This is a genomic window from Pseudomonas cerasi (assembly GCF_900074915.1).
In the GTDB taxonomy this organism is placed as follows: domain Bacteria; phylum Pseudomonadota; class Gammaproteobacteria; order Pseudomonadales; family Pseudomonadaceae; genus Aquipseudomonas; species Aquipseudomonas cerasi.
Window position 1 is genome coordinate 1,884,487 of sequence record NZ_LT222319.1, and the last position, 18,275, is coordinate 1,902,761.

15 protein-coding genes, 1 tRNA gene and 2 pseudogenes are annotated in these 18,275 nt (G+C 58.1%); 6 read left to right on the forward strand and 12 right to left on the reverse strand.

Annotated features, from left to right (window positions below):
• Positions 1 to 18 precede the first annotated feature (18 nt).
• Positions 19 to 258, reverse strand: a complete 240-nt coding sequence (locus PCPL58_RS11155) for a hypothetical protein (protein ID WP_065349415.1) — start codon at positions 256 to 258, stop codon at positions 19 to 21.
• Between the two features lie 317 nt (positions 259 to 575).
• Here PCPL58_RS11155 and PCPL58_RS11160 point away from each other — a divergent pair.
• Positions 576 to 652 (forward strand) — tRNA-Arg (locus PCPL58_RS11160).
• 12 nt (positions 653 to 664) lie between these two features.
• On the opposite strand, the gene PCPL58_RS11165 is transcribed toward PCPL58_RS11160, so the two are convergent.
• Positions 665 to 3,076 carry a DUF3772 domain-containing protein gene (locus PCPL58_RS11165; RefSeq protein ID WP_065349416.1) on the reverse strand — a complete coding sequence of 804 codons (2,412 nt, stop codon included), beginning with the start codon at positions 3,074 to 3,076 and terminating at the stop codon, positions 665 to 667.
• A gap of 338 nt (positions 3,077 to 3,414) precedes the next feature.
• Here PCPL58_RS11165 and PCPL58_RS11170 point away from each other — a divergent pair, with 338 nt between their 5' ends.
• The gene (locus PCPL58_RS11170) at positions 3,415 to 4,116 is read left to right on the forward strand and encodes a glutathione S-transferase family protein (protein ID WP_065349417.1); all 702 of its coding nucleotides are present in this window, start codon (positions 3,415 to 3,417) and stop codon (positions 4,114 to 4,116) included.
• Positions 4,117 to 4,328: 212 nt separating this feature from the next.
• Positions 4,329 to 4,913 (forward strand): TetR/AcrR family transcriptional regulator, encoded by a 585-nt coding sequence (locus PCPL58_RS11175; RefSeq protein ID WP_065349418.1) that lies wholly within the window; start codon positions 4,329 to 4,331, stop codon positions 4,911 to 4,913.
• 19 nt (positions 4,914 to 4,932) lie between these two features.
• Here the strand turns inward: PCPL58_RS11175 and PCPL58_RS11180 are convergent, their stop codons facing one another.
• The 4 genes and pseudogenes from PCPL58_RS11180 to PCPL58_RS11195 form a co-directional block, all read right to left on the reverse strand.
• Positions 4,933 to 5,745 carry an oxidoreductase gene (locus tag PCPL58_RS11180; protein WP_065349419.1) on the reverse strand — a complete coding sequence of 271 codons (813 nt, stop codon included), beginning with the start codon at positions 5,743 to 5,745 and terminating at the stop codon, positions 4,933 to 4,935.
• A 64-nt stretch (positions 5,746 to 5,809) separates the two neighbouring features.
• A complete protein-coding gene (locus tag PCPL58_RS11185) occupies positions 5,810 to 6,811 on the reverse strand; it encodes an NADP-dependent oxidoreductase (protein ID WP_065349420.1) in 1,002 nt (333 codons plus the stop codon).
• 59 nt (positions 6,812 to 6,870) lie between these two features.
• Positions 6,871 to 7,659: pseudogene (locus PCPL58_RS11190) on the reverse strand (SDR family NAD(P)-dependent oxidoreductase).
• A gap of 256 nt (positions 7,660 to 7,915) precedes the next feature.
• Entirely contained in the window at positions 7,916 to 8,518 is a 603-nt protein-coding gene (locus PCPL58_RS11195; RefSeq protein WP_003434607.1) for a TetR/AcrR family transcriptional regulator, read from the reverse strand.
• Between the two features lie 117 nt (positions 8,519 to 8,635).
• On the opposite strand from PCPL58_RS11195, the gene PCPL58_RS11200 reads away from it, so the two are divergent.
• Together PCPL58_RS11200 and PCPL58_RS11205 are read left to right on the forward strand one after the other, a co-directional pair.
• A complete protein-coding gene (locus tag PCPL58_RS11200; RefSeq protein WP_054080889.1) occupies positions 8,636 to 9,499 on the forward strand; it encodes an alpha/beta hydrolase in 864 nt (287 codons plus the stop codon).
• 217 nt (positions 9,500 to 9,716) lie between these two features.
• Entirely contained in the window at positions 9,717 to 10,031 is a 315-nt protein-coding gene (locus PCPL58_RS11205) for a hypothetical protein (RefSeq protein WP_003434609.1), read from the forward strand.
• A gap of 74 nt (positions 10,032 to 10,105) precedes the next feature.
• On the opposite strand, the gene PCPL58_RS11210 is transcribed toward PCPL58_RS11205, so the two are convergent.
• The 6 genes and pseudogenes from PCPL58_RS11210 to PCPL58_RS11230 form a co-directional block, all read right to left on the reverse strand.
• Positions 10,106 to 10,900 carry an NYN domain-containing protein gene (locus PCPL58_RS11210; protein WP_065349421.1) on the reverse strand — a complete coding sequence of 265 codons (795 nt, stop codon included), beginning with the start codon at positions 10,898 to 10,900 and terminating at the stop codon, positions 10,106 to 10,108.
• A gap of 116 nt (positions 10,901 to 11,016) precedes the next feature.
• Positions 11,017 to 11,856 carry a methyl-accepting chemotaxis protein gene (locus tag PCPL58_RS32610; protein ID WP_371857162.1) on the reverse strand — a complete coding sequence of 280 codons (840 nt, stop codon included), beginning with the start codon at positions 11,854 to 11,856 and terminating at the stop codon, positions 11,017 to 11,019.
• A gap of 15 nt (positions 11,857 to 11,871) precedes the next feature.
• Positions 11,872 to 13,011 (reverse strand): annotated as a pseudogene (locus PCPL58_RS32615) (HAMP domain-containing protein); the annotation flags it as partial.
• 56 nt (positions 13,012 to 13,067) lie between these two features.
• Complete coding sequence (locus PCPL58_RS11220; RefSeq protein ID WP_065349423.1) at positions 13,068 to 13,391, reverse strand: hypothetical protein; 324 nt, start codon at positions 13,389 to 13,391, stop codon at positions 13,068 to 13,070.
• A gap of 1 nt (position 13,392) precedes the next feature.
• On the reverse strand, positions 13,393 to 15,468 hold the full coding sequence (locus tag PCPL58_RS11225) for a hybrid sensor histidine kinase/response regulator (protein ID WP_065349424.1): 2,076 nt from the start codon (positions 15,466 to 15,468) through the stop codon (positions 13,393 to 13,395).
• Positions 15,469 to 15,757: 289 nt separating this feature from the next.
• On the reverse strand, positions 15,758 to 17,209 hold the full coding sequence (locus PCPL58_RS11230; RefSeq protein ID WP_065349425.1) for an NCS1 family nucleobase:cation symporter-1: 1,452 nt from the start codon (positions 17,207 to 17,209) through the stop codon (positions 15,758 to 15,760).
• Positions 17,210 to 17,552: 343 nt separating this feature from the next.
• Between PCPL58_RS11230 and PCPL58_RS11235 the strand changes: the two genes are divergently transcribed.
• Positions 17,553 to 18,272 carry a GntR family transcriptional regulator gene (locus PCPL58_RS11235; RefSeq protein ID WP_058397083.1) on the forward strand — a complete coding sequence of 240 codons (720 nt, stop codon included), beginning with the start codon at positions 17,553 to 17,555 and terminating at the stop codon, positions 18,270 to 18,272.
• Positions 18,273 to 18,275 lie beyond the last annotated feature (3 nt).

Genomic DNA, 18,275 nt, shown 5'->3' on the forward strand with positions numbered 1-18,275 from the left:
GGGTCGTTGCGGGCGTTATCAGAAAACCCAGCTCTGTTCAGCGCGTGGAAACTGAAGTGACTCATCATCGTCATTGGCCAGCACCGCTGCGCTCGCAACGCGTTCGGTCATGATTGCCGGCTTTGGCGCCTGACTGATCTGGTGGTGGACAGGAGCAGGCGTGATGGCCTGAGCATCCTTGATACCAGAATCCTGGAAATGAAATGCTACCAGAGCCACCAGAGCTGCCGCATTCAACACTGAGAGAGTCTTGTTCATTTTCCAGTACCTGTGCCCGACCGTTTGGGATGAGATGTGTTCCACAGATATCAATAATGCAGTCTGCATGCCAATCGGAAAATGACAAAAAATCCTTTAGAATCAATTAGTTATTAAATTAAAAAAAGTGCTCTACAGTGCGTTTTGCAATGATGGCTTTTTGGGGGGTTGCAAATTGCATGATCGGTTTATCAGGCCGTGTTTTCAGGCGACATCGGCTACAGGGTCGAAGGGCAATGACGACATGACAAAAGCGCCACATGCCGCTAAGATGCACGCCGTCCTCGCTGGCACCGATCGGTGTGTCGGCACGCAGTGTCTCAGTAGCTCAATTGGATAGAGCATCCCCCTCCTAAGGGGAAGGTTGCAGGTTCGAACCCCGCCTGGGACACCACACAAACAAGCATCACTGACTCTCCTCAGCCGCCGCTTCCTTCCCAGCCCCCTCATTAATCAATACCATGCTCTGCGGTGCAGACAGCGCTACACCCAATTCCCTCAGACGCCCCAAGACCGTAAACAACAGATCACTCCGTGCGCCACCCACCGAGCGTGGGCTGTTCACGTAGCCGCTGGCGCTGATGATCAAACCGGTATTGGTCAGGTCCTTGAACGTGACTGACGGTGCTGGTGCGTCGAGTATCGCTTCATGCTCGGTGAAGGCCTGCAGCAGCAGTTCACGTATTTGCAGAACATCTGTTTCCAGGGGCAGGGTGAGGGTGATTCCGACCACGCCCAGCGCATTGCCCATGGTCACGTTGCGGACGTTCTGCGTGATGAACTGCGAGTTCGGCACGATCACTGTCGAGCGGTCGCCCATCTGGATTTCGGTCGCGCGGACGTTGATCCGGCGAATATCGCCTTCGACCCCCGCCAGGCTTACCCAGTCGCCGACTTTGACCGGGCGCTCGGTCAGCAGAATCAGGCCGGAGATGAAGTTTTGCACAATGGCTTGCAGGCCGAAACCTATCCCCACCGACAGCGCACTGACCACCCAGGTCAGATTGGTGAGGTTGATATTGAGCGTGGACATCACCACGGCCACCACCAGCACAAAGCCGATGTAACCGATCAGGGTCACCAGCGAGGCCTGCATGCCCGCGTCCATGTTGGTTTCGGGCAGCAGGCGTTCTCCAAACCATTCCTTGAGTACCCGCACACTCAGCAGGCCGACGACCAGGCAAACCAATGCCACCAGAATGTCGCTGGGGACAATGTTCAGGTTGCCCATGGATTTGGATGTGACATCCAGCTGAGTAAAGCTGGCGAGCAGGTCGCCCGGGCTCGACCCTGAAGGCATGAACGCCAGCAGTACAGCGGTGAGCAGCAGCAAGGTACGGCCTATGCCGGCCAGTACGGTACTTGCCTGCGCCTGATGGCGAGTGGACAAGCCCAGCGCTGAGCCCAGCGCCAGGCCGCCAGGTTGTTTGGGCGACAGGAGGGTTTCGCAGATGTCACCGAAGCAGGCGATCAGCAGGTATGCAGTGGACGCCACCACGCTGATCCAGAGCAGTTTCACTGCCAGAAAGTAAGCCAGCGTCAGGTAGCCGCTCAACAACGCCAGCAAACTCAGGCCGACCCACACCGCAACGATAAACGGAATCAGCCCGGCGAAGCCTGCCGGCCGCTCCAGTTCAAAGCGGCGGCGGGTACGGCGGTAGCGCAACAGGGCGTAGAAGAACACCAGCGAAACCGCCAGTGCCGTCAGGCCATTGACCGCAACGGTCAGTGCCAGGCTGCTGGCAATCACACTGTTGATTCGTTCCTGCGTGCCGATGACCATCAGTGCCAGCGCCAGGGCAGGGGGGAAGCGGCCCAGTGCGGTGGCAATCTGGTCAGGAATTTGCGGCAGGCGCCACGAGGCATGTGCCAGCATCAACAGCGCGCGGCCCAGACCGACGATGAAGGCGCAGAAGGTAATCAGCGTCTGCACCTGATCGAGCAGATTGACCACGTCATTGCTGAGCACCGCGTTGTGGACGATTCCCCAGCGCAGCAAGGAAGTGGCAATGGTGATGGTGAGAATGGTCGACAGCCCGACCGCCAGGGCCAGAGCACTGCGGCGCAGACGGCCTTCGGGCAGCCAGCGAATCATCGCCCAGATCAGCAGGCGCTCCAGCAGGCGCCGGACAACCACCCAGATGAACAACGCGCCCAGCACCACGCTGATGAATTGCACACGGTTGTCCGGTGCCATCGCGTTGTTGAGTACCTGGCGCACGTCCACCAGAAGCCTGTTCAGGCGTCCCAGGTCGTCATCGGTCGGGCGAATCAGCGTGGACCAGAATGCCGAACTGAGCGGGCTTGCCGTGCGCGTGCTGATCTGTGAATCGAAGAGGCTGCGGCGCAGGTTGAATATCTGCGTCGCCAGATCCCGGGCTGACTGGCTCAGCTCATTGGTCTGACGTTCATCATTGACCAGCGCGTTTTTCTGCGCGTTCAACGTCTTGCGCTGACTGGTCAGGCTTTGCGCTTCGTCCGGTTGTACCGGCCCGAGAATGTTGAGCTGATCATTCAGGTGTTCGATATCGACAGCCTGCTGAGCAACCAGATTGTCGGCTTGTTTCTGGACCTGCAAAGCCGCCTGGCGCAGGCTTGAAAGCAGGTCGTCGTTGGCGCTGACCGTCACTTTCTGACGGATCTGATCGAGCTGTTGGCTCAGATCATCCAGGCTCGGAGCATCCACGGCAGGGGGCGCGCTGCTGGCGCTATCGGCCTGGGGGGCGGGAGCATTCTGGGCCAGGGCTGGCAAGGTCACGCAGAGCAAAAGCAAGGCGAGCAACCCGGTACGAAAACGGTTCAGCGAAGCGTGCTGCATTCTTTTTCCTTCTTTCTCTGCGCTATGCGGCCTGGCGAGGCCTGTGGTTCGAGCCCGAGTTTTGTACGGTTTTGAGCGGCACTCACTGGCCGCCCGAGATCGGCGGACAGGATATCAAGGCGCTCACGTTTGAGCGCTGTCAATGCGGGCCAATCCATGCCTGAAGGCTGCATTTTCAGCAGAATCTTCTCCGATTGCCAGGCTTGCTGATCAGCCGAGTGGATACTACTGGCCTAACAAGTGTTAGGTAAACGTTGACTCAGAACAAAAGTGCCTCTACGGTGTGGCTACCTAACGATAGTTAGGTAGGTGTTTTACCCTACCTCACAGGCCCGACCATGACCTCTAAATTGCGACTTTTCACCTCTCCTTCGGCTTTTCCGAATCCTCAACGCCTGCGTTTGTTCATCCACGAAAAAGGCATTGCCGATCAGTTCGAAGAAACCATTTATGACATGACGCCGGGTGGAGAGCAGCGTGGCTGGCGTCATCTGAACATGAACCCGTGGGGTGAAACACCGACCCTGGAACTGGCAGACGGCAGCTTCATATCCGAGACGGCTGCTATCGCTCGCTATCTGGATCAGTCTTATCCGGGCCGCAAGATCATGGGCGAGGGCGCTCTGGAGCAGGGCCTCGATAACATGTGGGACAACCGCATCTGGGTGCATATCCTCTATCGGATCGTTACGGCCTTTCACGTGCTGCACACCGGACTCGGTTTCAAGCTTGAACTGACCAAGAACGAAGCATGGGGCGAGCACTGCCGCAAAGAAGCGCTGAGCCACGCGGCATTGGTCAATCGTCATTTGTCCGATGGTCGCGAATGGCTGCTGGGCGGCGATGCGCCAACGTTCGCGGACATCACGCTTGCAACTGCTATTGCCTTCTCCAGGTTCCCGGTCAACGCCACGCCGTTGGATGAGCGTTTCGAGTTTCTGGACCTGTACTGGCAGCGCTGGCAGAAACGTCCGGCTTTTCAGGCGGCCTATGCTGATCGCAGCAGCGGTATTCCCGAGCTGGACTCGCCGGCCGAGTGATTGAGCTGTTTTTACGCTCACCTTATCGCCGGGAACGTCATGCGGGATGTTCCCGGCGATAGCCGTTTCAGCTTGTGAGAAACCGACGATGGCCGTTCAGCAGCGGATGGCTGCTGCCATGCGCCACACCGTCTTTCTACCTAACAAAAGGCAGGTTTTTGAATTAGCATGTGCCGGTCTCCAGAAACGCGTCCGAAGTACAAGGCACTACGATGACCATCAACGCCCGTGAGGCGATCCTGCTTGCTGCGAGAAACATCGCCCAGTCCCAGGGCTACAACGGCCTGAACTTTCGCGATCTGGCCGCCCAGGTCGGAATCAAGCCGGCCAGTATTTACTACCACTTCCCCAGCAAGGCTGATCTGGGTGTCGCTGTTGCCAGGCGATACTGGCAGGACGGTGCCGCTGCACTTGAGACGATCGCCGAAGAAACCCCCGATCCCAGCGAAGCATTACAGCGCTTTCCGGAGATCTTCCGGCGCTCGCTGGAGGTTGAAAACCGCCTTTGCCTGGGCACTTTCGTCGGCGCTGAAACCGACAACCTGCCGCCGGAGATGACTGAAGAAATGCAGCTATTCGCCCAGGTCAACATTGCCTGGCTGAGCAAGCTTCTGGTGGCAGCGAACATTTGCCCGCCTGCGGACAGCGAGGTGCGGGCGCAGGCCATTTTTTCCGCTGTGGCGGGCGCTCAACTGGTTGCCAGAAGCAGGTCGGACATTTCCCTTTTTGACACGTTGATCGACACCTATCGCGCCTGCGGGCCATTGCCGAGCCAAGTCAGTATGGAAAGGCGCTGATACGTCCAGACCATGGCATCTATACCGGCAAGCGAAACTGCTTGCGCAAGCTTTTATCGAACGCTCCGGCAGGCGCGAAGCGCCGTAGCAGGCTGATTTGTCGGGCGGCCTTGCCGGCGGTGTATCGATGCCGTGGGCGAACACCGCTCGCCGCTTTCAGTACCACCGCTGCGACAACCTCGGGCAGGTCGGCTGTCGGCATCACATCGGCGAGCAACGCACGGACACCCGCTCGCGCCTGATCATACTCCGGCAACCGTGAGTCCGGCTCGATGCCGTTTTGATCGAAGACGGTGCGTACGAATGCCGGCTCAATGACCGAAACCCGGACGTTGAAGGCGCGAATTTCGTGATCGAGCGATTCCGAATAGCCTTCCAGAGCATGTTTGACCGCCGAATAATGAGCCGAGTAGGGCGCGGGTATCAGCCCCAGAACCGATCCGATATTGATAATGCGTCCCCGACCTTGTTGGCGCATCGACGGCAGTACTGCGCTGGTCATGCGCATGACGCCAAACAGATTGACGTCGAACAGTGCCTGCACTTGCGGGATCGAGAACTCCTCGGCCCCGCCCAGCATACCGATGCCGGCATTGTTGACGAGCAGGTCGATACGCCCGGTTTTCGCAAACACGGTGGCAACGAGCGCGCGGACAGAGTCGTCATTCGTGACATCGCAGGTCAGCATGGAGACCTTTGCATAACTGTCACCAATTTTGCGGCTTGTGCCAAACACGGTATACCCCGCGCGCGCCAGCGCCTCTGCGGTGGCACGACCGATGCCCGATGAGGCACCCGTGACGATTGCGGTTCTTTCGGAAGAGGTGTCCATTTGATACTCCAATGCTCGACAGATGCGGGCCTGAATGGTGGCTGAGTGGACGTTGAATAAACGCTTACTTGATCTTCACGACGACCTTGCCTTTGGCACGGCCCTGGCCCAGGTATTCAAGCCCTTCGCTGGCCTGTTCAAACGCAAAGACCCTGTCAATCACCGGTGTTATCTGGCCACTTTCGAGCAACCTGGCGATGTCGCCAAGTTGAGCGCCATCCGCGCGAACAAACAGAAACGAGTACGACACATTTTTCTTCCTCGCCAGGCGCGTGATCCTGCGGCTCATCAACCCGAATACGAATGTGAAGAAGGCATTCATCCGCCGAGCCTTGGCGAATGCCTTATCCAGCGGGCCGGCCAGGGATACGATCCTGCCGCCGGGCTTGAGGATGCCGACAGCTCTTTCAAGGTCGTCTCCCCGGGTGGTGCCGAGCACCAGGTCAACGTCGTGCAGCACTTGTTCAAATGCCTGCTCTTTGTAATTCACGACTTCATCTGCGCCCAGGCTGCGAACCAGCTCCATATTCCCCGCGCTGGTGGTCGTGGCCACTGTGGCGCCCAGGTGTTTGGCCAGCTGGATGGCGAAGGTGCCGATACCTCCAGACCCGGCCGGTATGAACACCTTCTGGCCCGCTTTAAGAGGGGCGCGTTCCTTGAATGCCTGCCACGACGTAAGCCCGACCATCGGGATGGAGGCGGCCTGAACAAAGTCCAGATTGGCGGGTTTCAATGCGGCAGCGTGTTCCGGTACGGCGGCGAACTGGGCGATGGCGCCCCCACGCAGTTCGAACAGGCTCGCGAATACTGCGTCGCCTGCCTTGAAACGAGTGACTGCGCTGCCTACTTGAATGACCATGCCTGCCAGATCGCTGCCCATGGTGGCCGGTAGTTGCAACTTCACTACAGGCTTGAAGACCCCCGTAGTGATGATGTTGTCGATCGGGTTCAACCCGGCCGCGTGAACTTCCACCAACAGTTCGTCAGGTTTGATGGCCGGTATGGGGACGTGGGTAATCGCAATCTCAGGCGACTTGCCGTACTTTTCGAATGTCAGTGCTTTCATGACGCTCTGATTCCAGTATCGTCGAACAAGGGTGTGCATCTGCCGCGGCTTGACCCGCCTCAGGCTTGCGGGCGATAGCGCTCGGCCGCCTGAGCCTGTCGAATGTCCGACAACAGCCCTTGCCGCGCCTCATCCAGCGAGTCCCAACGACCCGCTACATGCAGCGGCGGAATGGTCACCTGCTCGCGGCGGTCGTAGCCCACCAGTGCCGCATCAACCAGTTCGTCGACGTCCATCACCTCTGCAATCGTGTTCAGATCGATCCCCGCACGCTCCCAGATTTCGGTACGCGTAGCCGCCGGGAGCACCGCCTGGACGTAGACGCCGTTGGTCGCCAATTCCACGTTCATTCCCTGGGAAAGGAACAGCACGTAGGCCTTGGTCGCACCGTAGACCGACAGGCCGAACTCTGGCGCAAAGCCCACCACCGAACCGAGGTTAACGATCTAGCCCGAGCCGGACTGCGCGAAACGTGGGGCCACGGCGGCCGCAAGGCGTGTCAGGGCGATGATATTGAGGGCGACAAGCTTGTCGATGGACTCGACGTTCTGTTGCGCGAACCCTCCGGATTGAGCAATGCCCGCGTTGTTGATCAGCACACCGATGCTGGCGTCCTCACGCAGGCGGGTTTCCAGAGCTGTGAGGTCGGCAGCTTGAGTCAAATCGGCCTGAATGACTTCAACGGCAACGCCGTTTTCTTCACGAAGGCGTGCTGCCAGATCATCAAGACGTGCCTTGTCACGAGCGACCACTACGAGATTGTGACCGCGACGGGCAAATCGTTCGGCATATACCGCGCCGATGCCGCTGGAAGCACCGGTAATGAGAACAGTGGATGGCGTTGTCATGGAGGATGTACTCGTAAACTGCGTGGAGGAGATGGCAGTTATGATTACGATCAAAATCTAAAATGTCAACGTATTGATGTTGATCGACATCAAAAATAGGCCGTGTCGATCCTGCTCGTGTTTCGGAAGGGGACGTGGGGAACATCATGGGAAGACGTGCGGGCAAATTGCATGCACACCGCCGAAACCGCTTCTGCGCAAGCGCAGTCACGACGGCGGTTGTGTATCGATCTGATGGAGGTCAGTGCGTCTGTTTTCAGTCTGACGGCATAAGCACGGCGCATGTCATCAATTGCAGTACCGACTCGGCAGAGGGAATAGGGGGGGTATTCGTCTTTCTGTCGATGGTCAGGGAAGCGTAGCCATGCGCGGTGCTCCAGGCGAGGAAGGTGCGCTGTTCAAGCAGTTCCGGGTCGGGCTCGCTACCGTATTTTGTTATCCAGGCGTTGCGTATCGACTGGCGGAGGACTTGCAGCGCACGTTCACCCGATTCGAGAAGCCTGGGCAACGTGCGGTTTACACCCGCGCCAAACATCAACCGGAAGTGCTCCGGGTAACTTTTGGCGAAACTTACATAACCAATGCCGCAACCCAGGAGGGTGTCGTCAAGTTCCTGTTGCACGGCAACGATGACGTCGGCCATGCGCTCATACCCATCGGCCACCACCTCCGCCAGCAGATTTTCCAGAGAGCCGAAATGGTGGGCGGGGGCGGCATGAGAGACATTCGCCCTTCTGGCGCACTCGCGCAGTGACATGCCGCGGACTCCCGCTTCCCCCACGATATCCCAGGCGGCCTGACGCAGGACGGCGGGCAGATTGCCGTGGTGGTAGGTCCGTGGGGCGTCTGAAGTCGACATGTAAGGCTCCCTATCATGAAACAAAAGTTATATTCCCATCGGTTCAGCCTATCTTGTCAGTGACAAGATAGGCTGTTCTAATGGCGCCAGATCATCTGACGGGCGTGGGGAATAGCGATGAGCGACATCATCAACAGGCTTCGACTATTGACGCTGCGCGGCATGTTCACGCTGAGCAGCCGTATTCTACCGGGCATCACTGGAAGATACCTCGCTCAACGTTTTGTGACTCCGCAGGCGTCCGGACGTGCCAAGGCTGCCGAAATTCTGAGTACAGCGACGGATGTGCAAACCGGTAGCCTTGAACTGGACGGCATCAGAATTGCCACCTATGTTTGGGGCGATCCCTCCAGCCAGCCGTATGTGTTGCTGGCCCACGGCTGGTCAAGTTACGCAATGCGTTTTATCGGATGGGTCCCGTTACTGCGCTCGATGGGCTACGCCGTGGTGGGGTTCGATCAGCCCGCGCACGGGTTGAGCGCAGGCAATATCAGCCACATGACCCAGTTCGTGGCTGTGCAGCAGCATGTGGGACGCCATTTCGGAAAACCTGCGGCGGTGATAGCGCATTCATTGGGCGCTTCATCGATTGTTTTCGCTCAGGAACAGTCGTGGTGCCCTGATCGTTTTATCCTGATTGCGCCGTTCCTGGCACCTACGGACAGCGTACTTCAACTATTCGATTCGGTCGGTGTTGCCCACACAGTATTCAAACCTTTCGAGGGCGTCCTGCACTCGCTGACCGGTCGCCGCTTTGCAGACTACGACGCCAGTTCGCGACTGCCGCTGCTTGATCGTCCCGCCCTGATCATTCATGACCGCCGTGACCGTGAAACACCGTGGGAAAAGGGCGCTCGTTTTGCAGAACTATGGCCGGGGGCGCGTCTGTTTACCACTGAAGGGCTTGGTCACAATCGGCTGATTGATCATCCGTCGGTGATTGCGGAAGCGATGAACTTTCTGAAACCGGATCATCGTTAACGGCACCCGCAACGGATGGCCTTTCCAACGGTTCCACTCTGAAGCGTCTATACGCAGCTTCATGAAATCCGTATGTGCCAGCTGGATCTGGCTAGTTTAATTGCAAGATGAATAACGGAAGCCAGATGCGTTTCCGCTCATCACGAGCTGAGCTTCTTTTAAAAGTCCTGACACAGCCGGACAGGCGAGTCAGCGTCTTCAGAAGTGGGAGGCCGCTATGGGTTTTAATAATTTTTCCGATGAATTGGCGGTGCTTGAAATCGTCCGCAGCGCCAACTTCGTCCGCCCTGGAAAGTTGACGTCTGGCCAGATTTATCTCGCGCTGATACGCCTTCAATCAGACGTTCCGGCGGCTGGCGATTTTATGGCAATGATTGATGAGCTGGTCAAAGAGGGTTTGCTGGTTTCAGCCGCTGTGCTGGAGCACGACATCTCGTTTCCCTATGTCCAGCACATTGTTCTTGGTGTTACCGAAACAGGTGCGGCCGTACTGGAAGACCGGAGTTTTCAGGCTGACCTTTTTTACGTGTGATCGACGGTGCCGTTCCAGCTACAGCGTCAGGAAAGAACCGACAGTCGCAACTGTCAGTCCCGGACTGACGAACCTCACTTGCCCTGCAGCTTATGCCGCGCATAGAGCACTGCCGTTCCGCCCGAGGCCGGACGGGCCTGTAGCTCGAACGTTTGTGGATAGCCTTTGATCAAATCGCTCAGTTTCTTGTAGCCATGGGTACGAGGATCGAACTCAGGCCGCAGTTTGGTGATGTTTGTGCCAATGGCGCCCAAGGGTGCCCAGCCGTCTTCATCAGCAATATCGTCCATTATCTTTGCAATGAAGCCCACAGGGGCTTTGGGTTTCTTGCTCGGCTCAGTTGCCATCGATTTCACGTTGCTCGGTGTTGCAGCTGCATCCGGCGTAGAGTCTCCGGTGGCCGGTGTGGTGATCTCTTCACGAAGCAATTCGATGTAGATGAACTTGTCGCAGGCCGCCACGAAGGGTTTGGGTGTCTTTTCTTCGCCAAAGCCATAAACGGTCAGACCTTCCTCACGCAAACGTGAAGCCAGGCGTGTGAAGTCACTGTCGCTGGACACCAGGCAGAACCCGTCGAAACGACGCGTGTAGAGCAAGTCCATAGCGTCGATTATCAATGAGCTGTCAGTCGCATTCTTGCCTTTGGTGTAAGCGAACTGCTGGATGGGCTGGATGGAGTAGTCGAGCAGAACTTTCTTCCAGCCGCCGAGTTGCGGGCCGGTCCAGTCACCATAGATGCGTTTGACGCTGGCCACGCCATATTTGGCGATCTCTTCGAAAAGGCCTTCTACGATCGCTGCTGGCGCATTGTCGGCATCGATCAGCACCGCCAGGTGCTTTTGAGAACTGCTGGGGTTTTGGACGGCCATTGATCACCCTCATAGAAAGCATAACCATACCGCCAAAACGAGAGATTGGCGCTATTCCCCGATATCTATGCAAGGCAGGCCGCTGCCGAACAGTTCCCGGCAGCGGCCTTGCCACGTCAGATTCGGAAACTGCCCACCAACTGCGTCAATCGAGTGGACTGCTGTTCAAGGTCAGTGCACGCGCGCAGGGTCGCGTTCAGGTTCTCTACGCCTTGCTGGTTCAGCGTATTGATCTCGGTGATGTCCACGTTGATCGCTTCCACGACGGCGGTCTGCTCTTCGGTGGCAGTCGCCACCGACTGGTTCATGCCGTCGATTTCGCCGATACGTTCGGTGACGTTTTCCAGACTTGTCACGGCCTTGTTGGCAATCTCGACCGTTTCAACGCTCTCGCGCTGGCTGTCGTTCATGATCGCCACGGCTTCACGAGCACCGGATTGCAACTGCTCGATCATCTCCTGCACCTGACTCGCTGATTCCTGGGTTCGGTGCGCCAGGCTGCGGACTTCATCGGCAACCACGGCAAAACCTCTGCCGGCCTCACCCGCACGCGCGGCCTCGATGGCCGCATTGAGGGCCAGTAGATTGGTCTGTTGGGAGATGCCGGTAATCACGTCGAGGATCTGGCCGATGTTGGCTGTTTTGGTATTCAGCGTCTCGATCTGCTCGCTTGCGCTGCTGATGCGTTTGGAGAGACGGCTCATGGCCGAGATGTTCTGCCCGACTACGTCCTGCCCGTTAGATGCCAACGTCCGTGCATCGCTGGAGTGCCCCGATGCACGCGCGGCGTTCTGGGCGATCTCCTGTGTTGCGGCGCCCAGCTCATTGATGGCTGCGGCGACACTGTTGGTGCGGTGGGACTGCTGATCGGAATTGAGCATCGACGAGTTGGATGCGTTCAATACGCGCTGGGCAACTTCGTTGAGCTGCACGGTAGAGGAGGCGACTTCACGCATCGAGTCATGGATTCGCTCTACAAAGAGGTTGAAGCCGTTGCCCAGATAGCCGAACTCGTCCTGGCTCTCGATAATCAGGCGCTTGGTCAGGTCACCTTCGCCGGCAGCGATATCGTGCATGGCGCGGCCCATCAGGTTCAGTGGCCGCAGCAGGACGCTCAGGAGCATGCCCAGCAGCAGGATGATCAGCACCACAGCAATCACAGTGGCCACGATGGCTGAGTTTCTGAACTCGCCCAGCGCCGCGTAGGCGATGTCTTTATCCATCGCCACGCCGACGTACCAGTTGACCGATGGCAGACCGTCCACGTGAGCGAAGGTAAGGATCTGTGTCTTGCCGGCATATTCGCTTTCACTGAGGTCTTGCGACAGCTTCGGTGTGTTCGTCGGGTAGACTTCGGCCAGCGTCTTCATCACCAGCGAGGTGTCCGGATGAACCAGAATGCGGCCATTCGCATCGACCAGGAACGCGTATCCGTCGCCGTGCAGTCGCAGTGAATTGATCATCTTCACCAGGATTTCCAGGCTCAGGTCACCGCCAATCACGCCGGCCACGCCAGATTCACCCTTGATCGGTGTGGCAAGGGTCACGATCAGGCCCTTGGTCACGGCGTCCAGATACGGCTCGGTGAGAATGGTTTTGCCGGCGCGAACGGCATCGACATACCACGGCCGGGTTCGCGGGTCGTAATCGGCCGGCATGTCATCAGGCGGCTGGGTGACAAAGGAGCCATCACTTCTGCCCTGGTAAATGCTCATGAAGGTGGCGATCAGCGTGGGTTGGCCGAGCACCCGATTCTGCTCTTGCGCGGACTGAGGCGAAGAGGCGTTTTCCGCCAGGTTCTCTACCAGAAGAATTCGCCCTGAAAGCCAGTTACGGATATTGCCAGCGGTGCTTTCGCCTGTCTGGTTAAGGTTCTCCTTGAGCTGCACGCGCAACGCATTGCGCTGCAGATAATCGTTGTAGAAGGTGAATAGCGTGAATGCGGCGATTACCACGAGGGACGCTGCCAATAGGATTTTATGGCTGAATTTTAAAGATTTTCTCATGCCGGTATGAGCCTTTAGAGGGGTATTACGCAAGGAGTCATAGGTAGTGGGTAAAGCTGGGGTGGTTATCGGCGGGAATCGATGTTTATGAATGTCATATGTCATATAAATGACAAAACACCTGAAAGTTTCATCCTTCAGTTCAGAATGACGCTGTCAGTTCAGTAGGCAGGGTGATTCAAATCGAGATACCACTGTGCATAAGGCGTGTTTTTCACCTTGCGCCGATTGAAATCCTCGGCGCCATCGGTCCACCAGACGTCACCGCGCTCGCCAAGCGCAACCTTGGCCTTGTCCACACTGGTCCGAGCCGTCTTCAAGGCTTCGGGGTCTTCGGACGCCTTGGCGGTCTTGACTGCGCGACGTGCAGCCATCAGCTCATCCACCAGATGCTGGCGGACGTCGTCGCTCAAAGAGGGATTGGAGCACCGCCAGAGTTGGTCCCTGACCACAAAATACCGACCGTCAGGCGTGGTCGGATTCACCCTACGAAAACCCGCGGGCGACCGCGTCAGCGCCGATCAGGCCTGTCACTCGCCCGGCCAGCGCATCCAGCCCGAACGGCTTGGTGAGCACTTGCGTGCAAGGCCGCAGGTGGCAATCGTCCAGCACGGATGTTTTGGCATAACCGGTGATGAACAGGGTCGGCAGGCCCGGTCGACAGTCGCCTGCCGCATCGGCCATTTCCCGGCCATTCATGCCGCCCGGCAAGCCTATGTCACTGATCAACAGGTCGATGCGTGTGTCCGATTGCAGGATCTGCAAACCTGACTGTGCGTCTGCCGCTTCCAGGCAGTTGTAGCCCAGACCGCTGATGACTTCGGCGACGAGCATCCTCACCGAGGGTTCGTCGTCCACGATCAGGACGGTTTCGCCGGTGTGATGCGGCGGTTCTTCAATGACTTCCGGCTCGACGGGGCGGGGAGCATTTTCAGCAGTGTGGCGTGGCAGGTGCATGACCACGCTGGTGCCCTGGCCTTCGACCGATTCGACGCGAATCTGCCCGCCGGACTGGCGCACAAAACCATACACCATCGACAGCCCGAGACCGGTGCCGGCACCTATGGGCTTGGTGGTGAAGAACGGTTCGAAGGCTTTGGCGGCAATGTCCGGACTCATGCCGATGCCCGTGTCGGTGACCCGTATGCTCAGGTGCTCGCCGGCAGGAATGCCATGGTCCGGATCGGTGCACTCTTCAAGGGACGCGTTAGCGGTCTCGATGATAATGCGCCCGCCGTTGGGCATCGCGTCACGGGCGTTGAGGCACAGGTTCAGAAGCGAGCTTTCCAGCTGGGCATGATCAATCAGCGCAGGCCATAGATCATTCTGGGCGACGACCTTTATGTCTATCTCCGGGCCGACGGTACGGGCGATCAACTCTTCCATGTCATGAATCAACCCGTTGACGTCGGTGACTCTCGGCGACAGTGTCTGGCGTCGGGAGAACGCCAGCAGACGGTGAGTCAGCGACGCCGCGCGGCGTACTGCGCCCTGGGCGACCGACACGTAACGGTCAACATCGCCGACGCGCCCCTGAGCCAACCGTTTGGTGATCAGTTCCAGGCTGCCGGAAATACCGGCCAGCAGGTTGTTGAAGTCATGAGCGATGCCTCCGGTCAGTTGCCCGACGGCATCCATCTTCTGCGAGTGGCGCAGGGCGTCTTCGATCTGCTCGCGTTCGAAAACGGCTTGTTCGATGCGCTGTTCGAGTGTCTGATTGAGTTCTCTGACCGCTTCTTCGGCTTTTTTTCTGGCGGTGACATCAACAGACGAGCCGATCAGACCGATCACCTCGCCGTTTTCATCGAGCAGGGGCGCTTTGGTCGAGAGCCACGTCGCTGCAGAGCCGTCAGGCAGGTTGACGTGTTCTTCGATCTGTTCGCTGACATTGTTCTGCATGATCCGGCGGTCGGTTTCCATGAGCACCCGTGCCTGTTGCTCATCATCCAGAAACTCCAGGTCCGTCTTGCCGATGAAAAACGCGGGCGGTTTGCCGATCAGTTCAGCGGTGCCACGATTGGCGACCAGCATGCGACCCTCGAGATCCTTGGCGTAGACGACGCCGGGAACGGCAGCCGTGAATATCCTCAGCAACTCGTTGAGACGGTCGCGCTCCTCTTCAGCCGTGCGACGGCTGTCTATATCGAGCAATACGCCCGGACTGCGAACAGGTTTGCCGCGACTATCGCGCTCGATTCGTCCGCTGGCTTCGATCCAGCGATAAAGACCGTCTTCATGCAGAACCCGGTATTCGCATCGGTAGGTTTCGCTGCTTTGAAGCGCGTCCTCGATTGACTTGTCGACTCTGGCCGAGTCGTCGGGATGAATGGAGGCAATCACCAGTTCCAGTGGCAAGCCTTTGGCGCACAGCTTCGGGGACAAACCGAAGGTCCGGGCAAAACGCTCATCGCCGGTCAACTGATCGGCAATGATGTCCCACACCCAAGTGCCGACAACTGCCCCTGAATCCAGGGCGAGTTGTAGCTGCTCGGTCGCTTCCTGCTCCGAAGGCGGGGGTGGCTGGGGGGCAAATGGCCTGCCGCCAGAAACATCATTGCTCATCACTATCGACCCACTTGAACGCCTGGTTCACAAAGACTCAGTCATAGGGCAGCGCAGCGGCCTGAAAGTTGTACAAAATTTATTCTATTTTGTGCCTGATGCCTCACAGAGCGATCAGTGACACTCGATCATTCCATGATTCTGGATAGGGTGATGTTAAATTAATATCATTTGAGGTGCGCGCTATTTTCAGCGGAGCAGGCAGGGCAGCGCTTTCAGGTCATGCCGGGCTCGGCGAGTCACCTTAAAGCGCTGGTTTCATTCAAGTATTCAGCGTCCTGCGAACGTCTCAATGCTGGCCGACGGGCGCAGGCAGGTTGGCAGCCTGCACCGGCGACCAGCGGGTCAGCGCATAAAACACTGCGCCGCCCAGGATGCAACCGGTAAACCAGGCGAAGTTGGCAATCGGCTTGAACCACTCGACAAAGGTGAAGCACAGACCGACCAGTGCAGTGAGCAGCAATGCCTTGACCGCGATCCAGTTGACGCCGTTGGTGTACCAGTAACGACCGCTTGGCGTGTCATTGAACAGGGCGTCGACGTCGATCTGCTGTTTCTTGATCAGGTAGTAATCCACCAGCAGGATGCCGAACAGCGGGCCGATACAGGCCGCCAGCACGTCCAGGGTGTAATGGATCACTTCCGGGTTGTTGAACAGGTTCCAGGGGGTGATGAAGATCGACGCTACGGCAGCGATCATGCCGCCTGCACGCCAGCTGATGCGGCTGGGCGCCACGTTGGCGAAGTCGAAGGCAGGGGAAACGAAGTTGGCGACGATGTTGATACCGACCGTCGCGGTCACGAAAGTAAAGGCGCCGAGCAGCACGGCCGTGGTGTTATCGATGCGCGCGACGGTCGCGATCGGGTCGTGGATCATCTCACCGAAAATCGGCAATGTGCCCGAGACGATCACCACCGTTACCAGTGAAAACGCCAGAAAATTCACCGGCAAACCCCAGAAATTGCCGCGGCGCACGTCGGCCATGCTGCGGCAATAGCGGCTGAAATCACCGAAGTTCAGCGTCGGCCCAGAGAAATACGAGACCACCAGCGCGATGGCCATGACCACTTGCCCGAACGCCGCCCAGCCGGACAACTCTTTTTCAGCCAGGGTGAAACTGATGTTATCCCAGCCGGCGCGCCAGACAATCCAGCCTGCCAGCGCGAACATCACCGCGTAAACGGCAGGACCGGCCCAGTCGATGAAACGTCTGATCGACTCCATGCCGGTCCAGAACACAGCAGCCTGAACCACCCACAACTCCAGAAAGCCGGACCAGCCAAGCCACGACAGCCCGAGAAAGGTCACATTCTGATACGCGGCCAGTTCCGGGAAGAAACGCAGCACCACGATCACCAGCGCGCTGGACGCCAGGTAGGTTTGAATGCCGTACCACGCCACCGCGATCAGCCCGCGAATGATGGCGGGAATGTTGGCACCGAAGACGCCGAAGGCCAGGCGGCAGATGACCGGGTAGGGCACGGCGGCTTGCTGACTGGGTTTGGCGACCAGATTGGCGATCACTTGAATGATGCAGATCCCCACCAGCAGCGCGATCAGCACTTGCCAACTGGCCAGGCCCAGAGCGAACAGACTGGCCGCGAAAACGTAGCCGCCGACGCTGTGCACGTCGCTCATCCAGAACGCCAGGATGTTGTACCAAGTCCACTTCTGCGGCACCGGCCCCAGATCATGGTTGTGCAAGCGCGGGCTGTACCCGGTCGGGCGTTGATCTGTCATTGCGTGACTCCCTCGGTGTGTCGTGACGTGATCGGAGTACGATCGACGATTTTTTTGTATACGATCGTGTACGCAAAACATGTGCCATACGATTATCATTCGGCCTGGAATGGCCGCGAGTCTTGTTTCAGGGCGCTTGTACCGAGACGGGCGGGTAAATCAGACAGGTTCGAACCTGCGCCTGAAGTGCACGTAAACAGGGCGCTTTTGCTCATTTACGGTGCGATTCATACGTTTTCAACTGAGAAGCCATTTGGCGCGCTGCTAAATTGCGCTACTCATCATGTTCCGCATCAGGCACTATTCTTGTATACGATCTGTAATGCCAATGTGATGTGAAGCCATGATCCGATCTGACAGTGCCCCGTTGTTTCTCACACCTTCTGCCGATGAAAAAGGCCGTGATGAACAGATTTACCAGCATGTACTGGAAGCTATCGTCGAACATCGGCTCGCTCCGGGGACGCGCTTGCCCGAGGACGCTTTGGCCGACGTATTCGAGATCAGCCGTACCGGTATTCGCAAGGTCTTGCAGCGTCTCGCGCTGGAACGACTGGTGACCCTGCGCCCCAAGCGCGGCGCAGAGGTTGCGCAACCGTCGGCTCAGGAGGCACAGGATGTATTGGGTGCCAGGCAACTGATCGAGCCCGCGCTGATGGCCGATATCGCCACGCGAGTCGCCGGTCAGTGCCTGCAAGCCCTGCGCGCGCTCTGCGATCAGGAGCATGAGGCGCAACACGCCGGGCGCCACAGCGAAGCGATTCAATTGTCGGCGCGTTTCCATGTGCAACTGAGCGCGCTGGCGGGTAATCAGGTATTGACCGAGCAGGTTGCGCAACTCACCACGCGGTCTTCGTTGATTGTGGCGGTGTACGGCTCGCGACGCAGTGTCGGCTGTGATTGTGGCCAGCATGTTGACTTGCTGACCTTGCTCGAAAGCGGGCAGGGCGAACAGGCACGTGAATGGATGGCCGAGCATCTACGGCGCATCCGTGCCAGCCTGAATGTGGATGCGCCGGTCAGCGAGACAGTGGATTTTCATAGCATTTTCAAACGGCGCTGAAGG

What these genes read in the sequence shown, in the direction of transcription:
- PCPL58_RS11155 (WP_065349415.1), bottom strand. Translation starts at nt 258, where the DNA reads ATGAACAAGACTCTCTCAGTGTTGAATGCGGCAGCTCTGGTGGCTCTG.
- PCPL58_RS11165 (WP_065349416.1), bottom strand. Translation starts at nt 3,076, where the DNA reads ATGCAGCACGCTTCGCTGAACCGTTTTCGTACCGGGTTGCTCGCCTTG.
- PCPL58_RS11170 (WP_065349417.1), top strand. Translation starts at nt 3,415, where the DNA reads ATGACCTCTAAATTGCGACTTTTCACCTCTCCTTCGGCTTTTCCGAAT.
- PCPL58_RS11175 (WP_065349418.1), top strand. Translation starts at nt 4,329, where the DNA reads ATGACCATCAACGCCCGTGAGGCGATCCTGCTTGCTGCGAGAAACATC.
- PCPL58_RS11180 (WP_065349419.1), bottom strand. Translation starts at nt 5,745, where the DNA reads ATGGACACCTCTTCCGAAAGAACCGCAATCGTCACGGGTGCCTCATCG.
- PCPL58_RS11185 (WP_065349420.1), bottom strand. Translation starts at nt 6,811, where the DNA reads ATGAAAGCACTGACATTCGAAAAGTACGGCAAGTCGCCTGAGATTGCG.
- PCPL58_RS11195 (WP_003434607.1), bottom strand. Translation starts at nt 8,518, where the DNA reads ATGTCGACTTCAGACGCCCCACGGACCTACCACCACGGCAATCTGCCC.
- PCPL58_RS11200 (WP_054080889.1), top strand. Translation starts at nt 8,636, where the DNA reads ATGAGCGACATCATCAACAGGCTTCGACTATTGACGCTGCGCGGCATG.
- PCPL58_RS11205 (WP_003434609.1), top strand. Translation starts at nt 9,717, where the DNA reads ATGGGTTTTAATAATTTTTCCGATGAATTGGCGGTGCTTGAAATCGTC.
- PCPL58_RS11210 (WP_065349421.1), bottom strand. Translation starts at nt 10,900, where the DNA reads ATGGCCGTCCAAAACCCCAGCAGTTCTCAAAAGCACCTGGCGGTGCTG.
- PCPL58_RS32610 (WP_371857162.1), bottom strand. Translation starts at nt 11,856, where the DNA reads ATGCGTGAAGTCGCCTCCTCTACCGTGCAGCTCAACGAAGTTGCCCAG.
- PCPL58_RS11225 (WP_065349424.1), bottom strand. Translation starts at nt 15,468, where the DNA reads ATGAGCAATGATGTTTCTGGCGGCAGGCCATTTGCCCCCCAGCCACCC.
- PCPL58_RS11230 (WP_065349425.1), bottom strand. Translation starts at nt 17,209, where the DNA reads ATGACAGATCAACGCCCGACCGGGTACAGCCCGCGCTTGCACAACCAT.
- PCPL58_RS11235 (WP_058397083.1), top strand. Translation starts at nt 17,553, where the DNA reads ATGATCCGATCTGACAGTGCCCCGTTGTTTCTCACACCTTCTGCCGAT.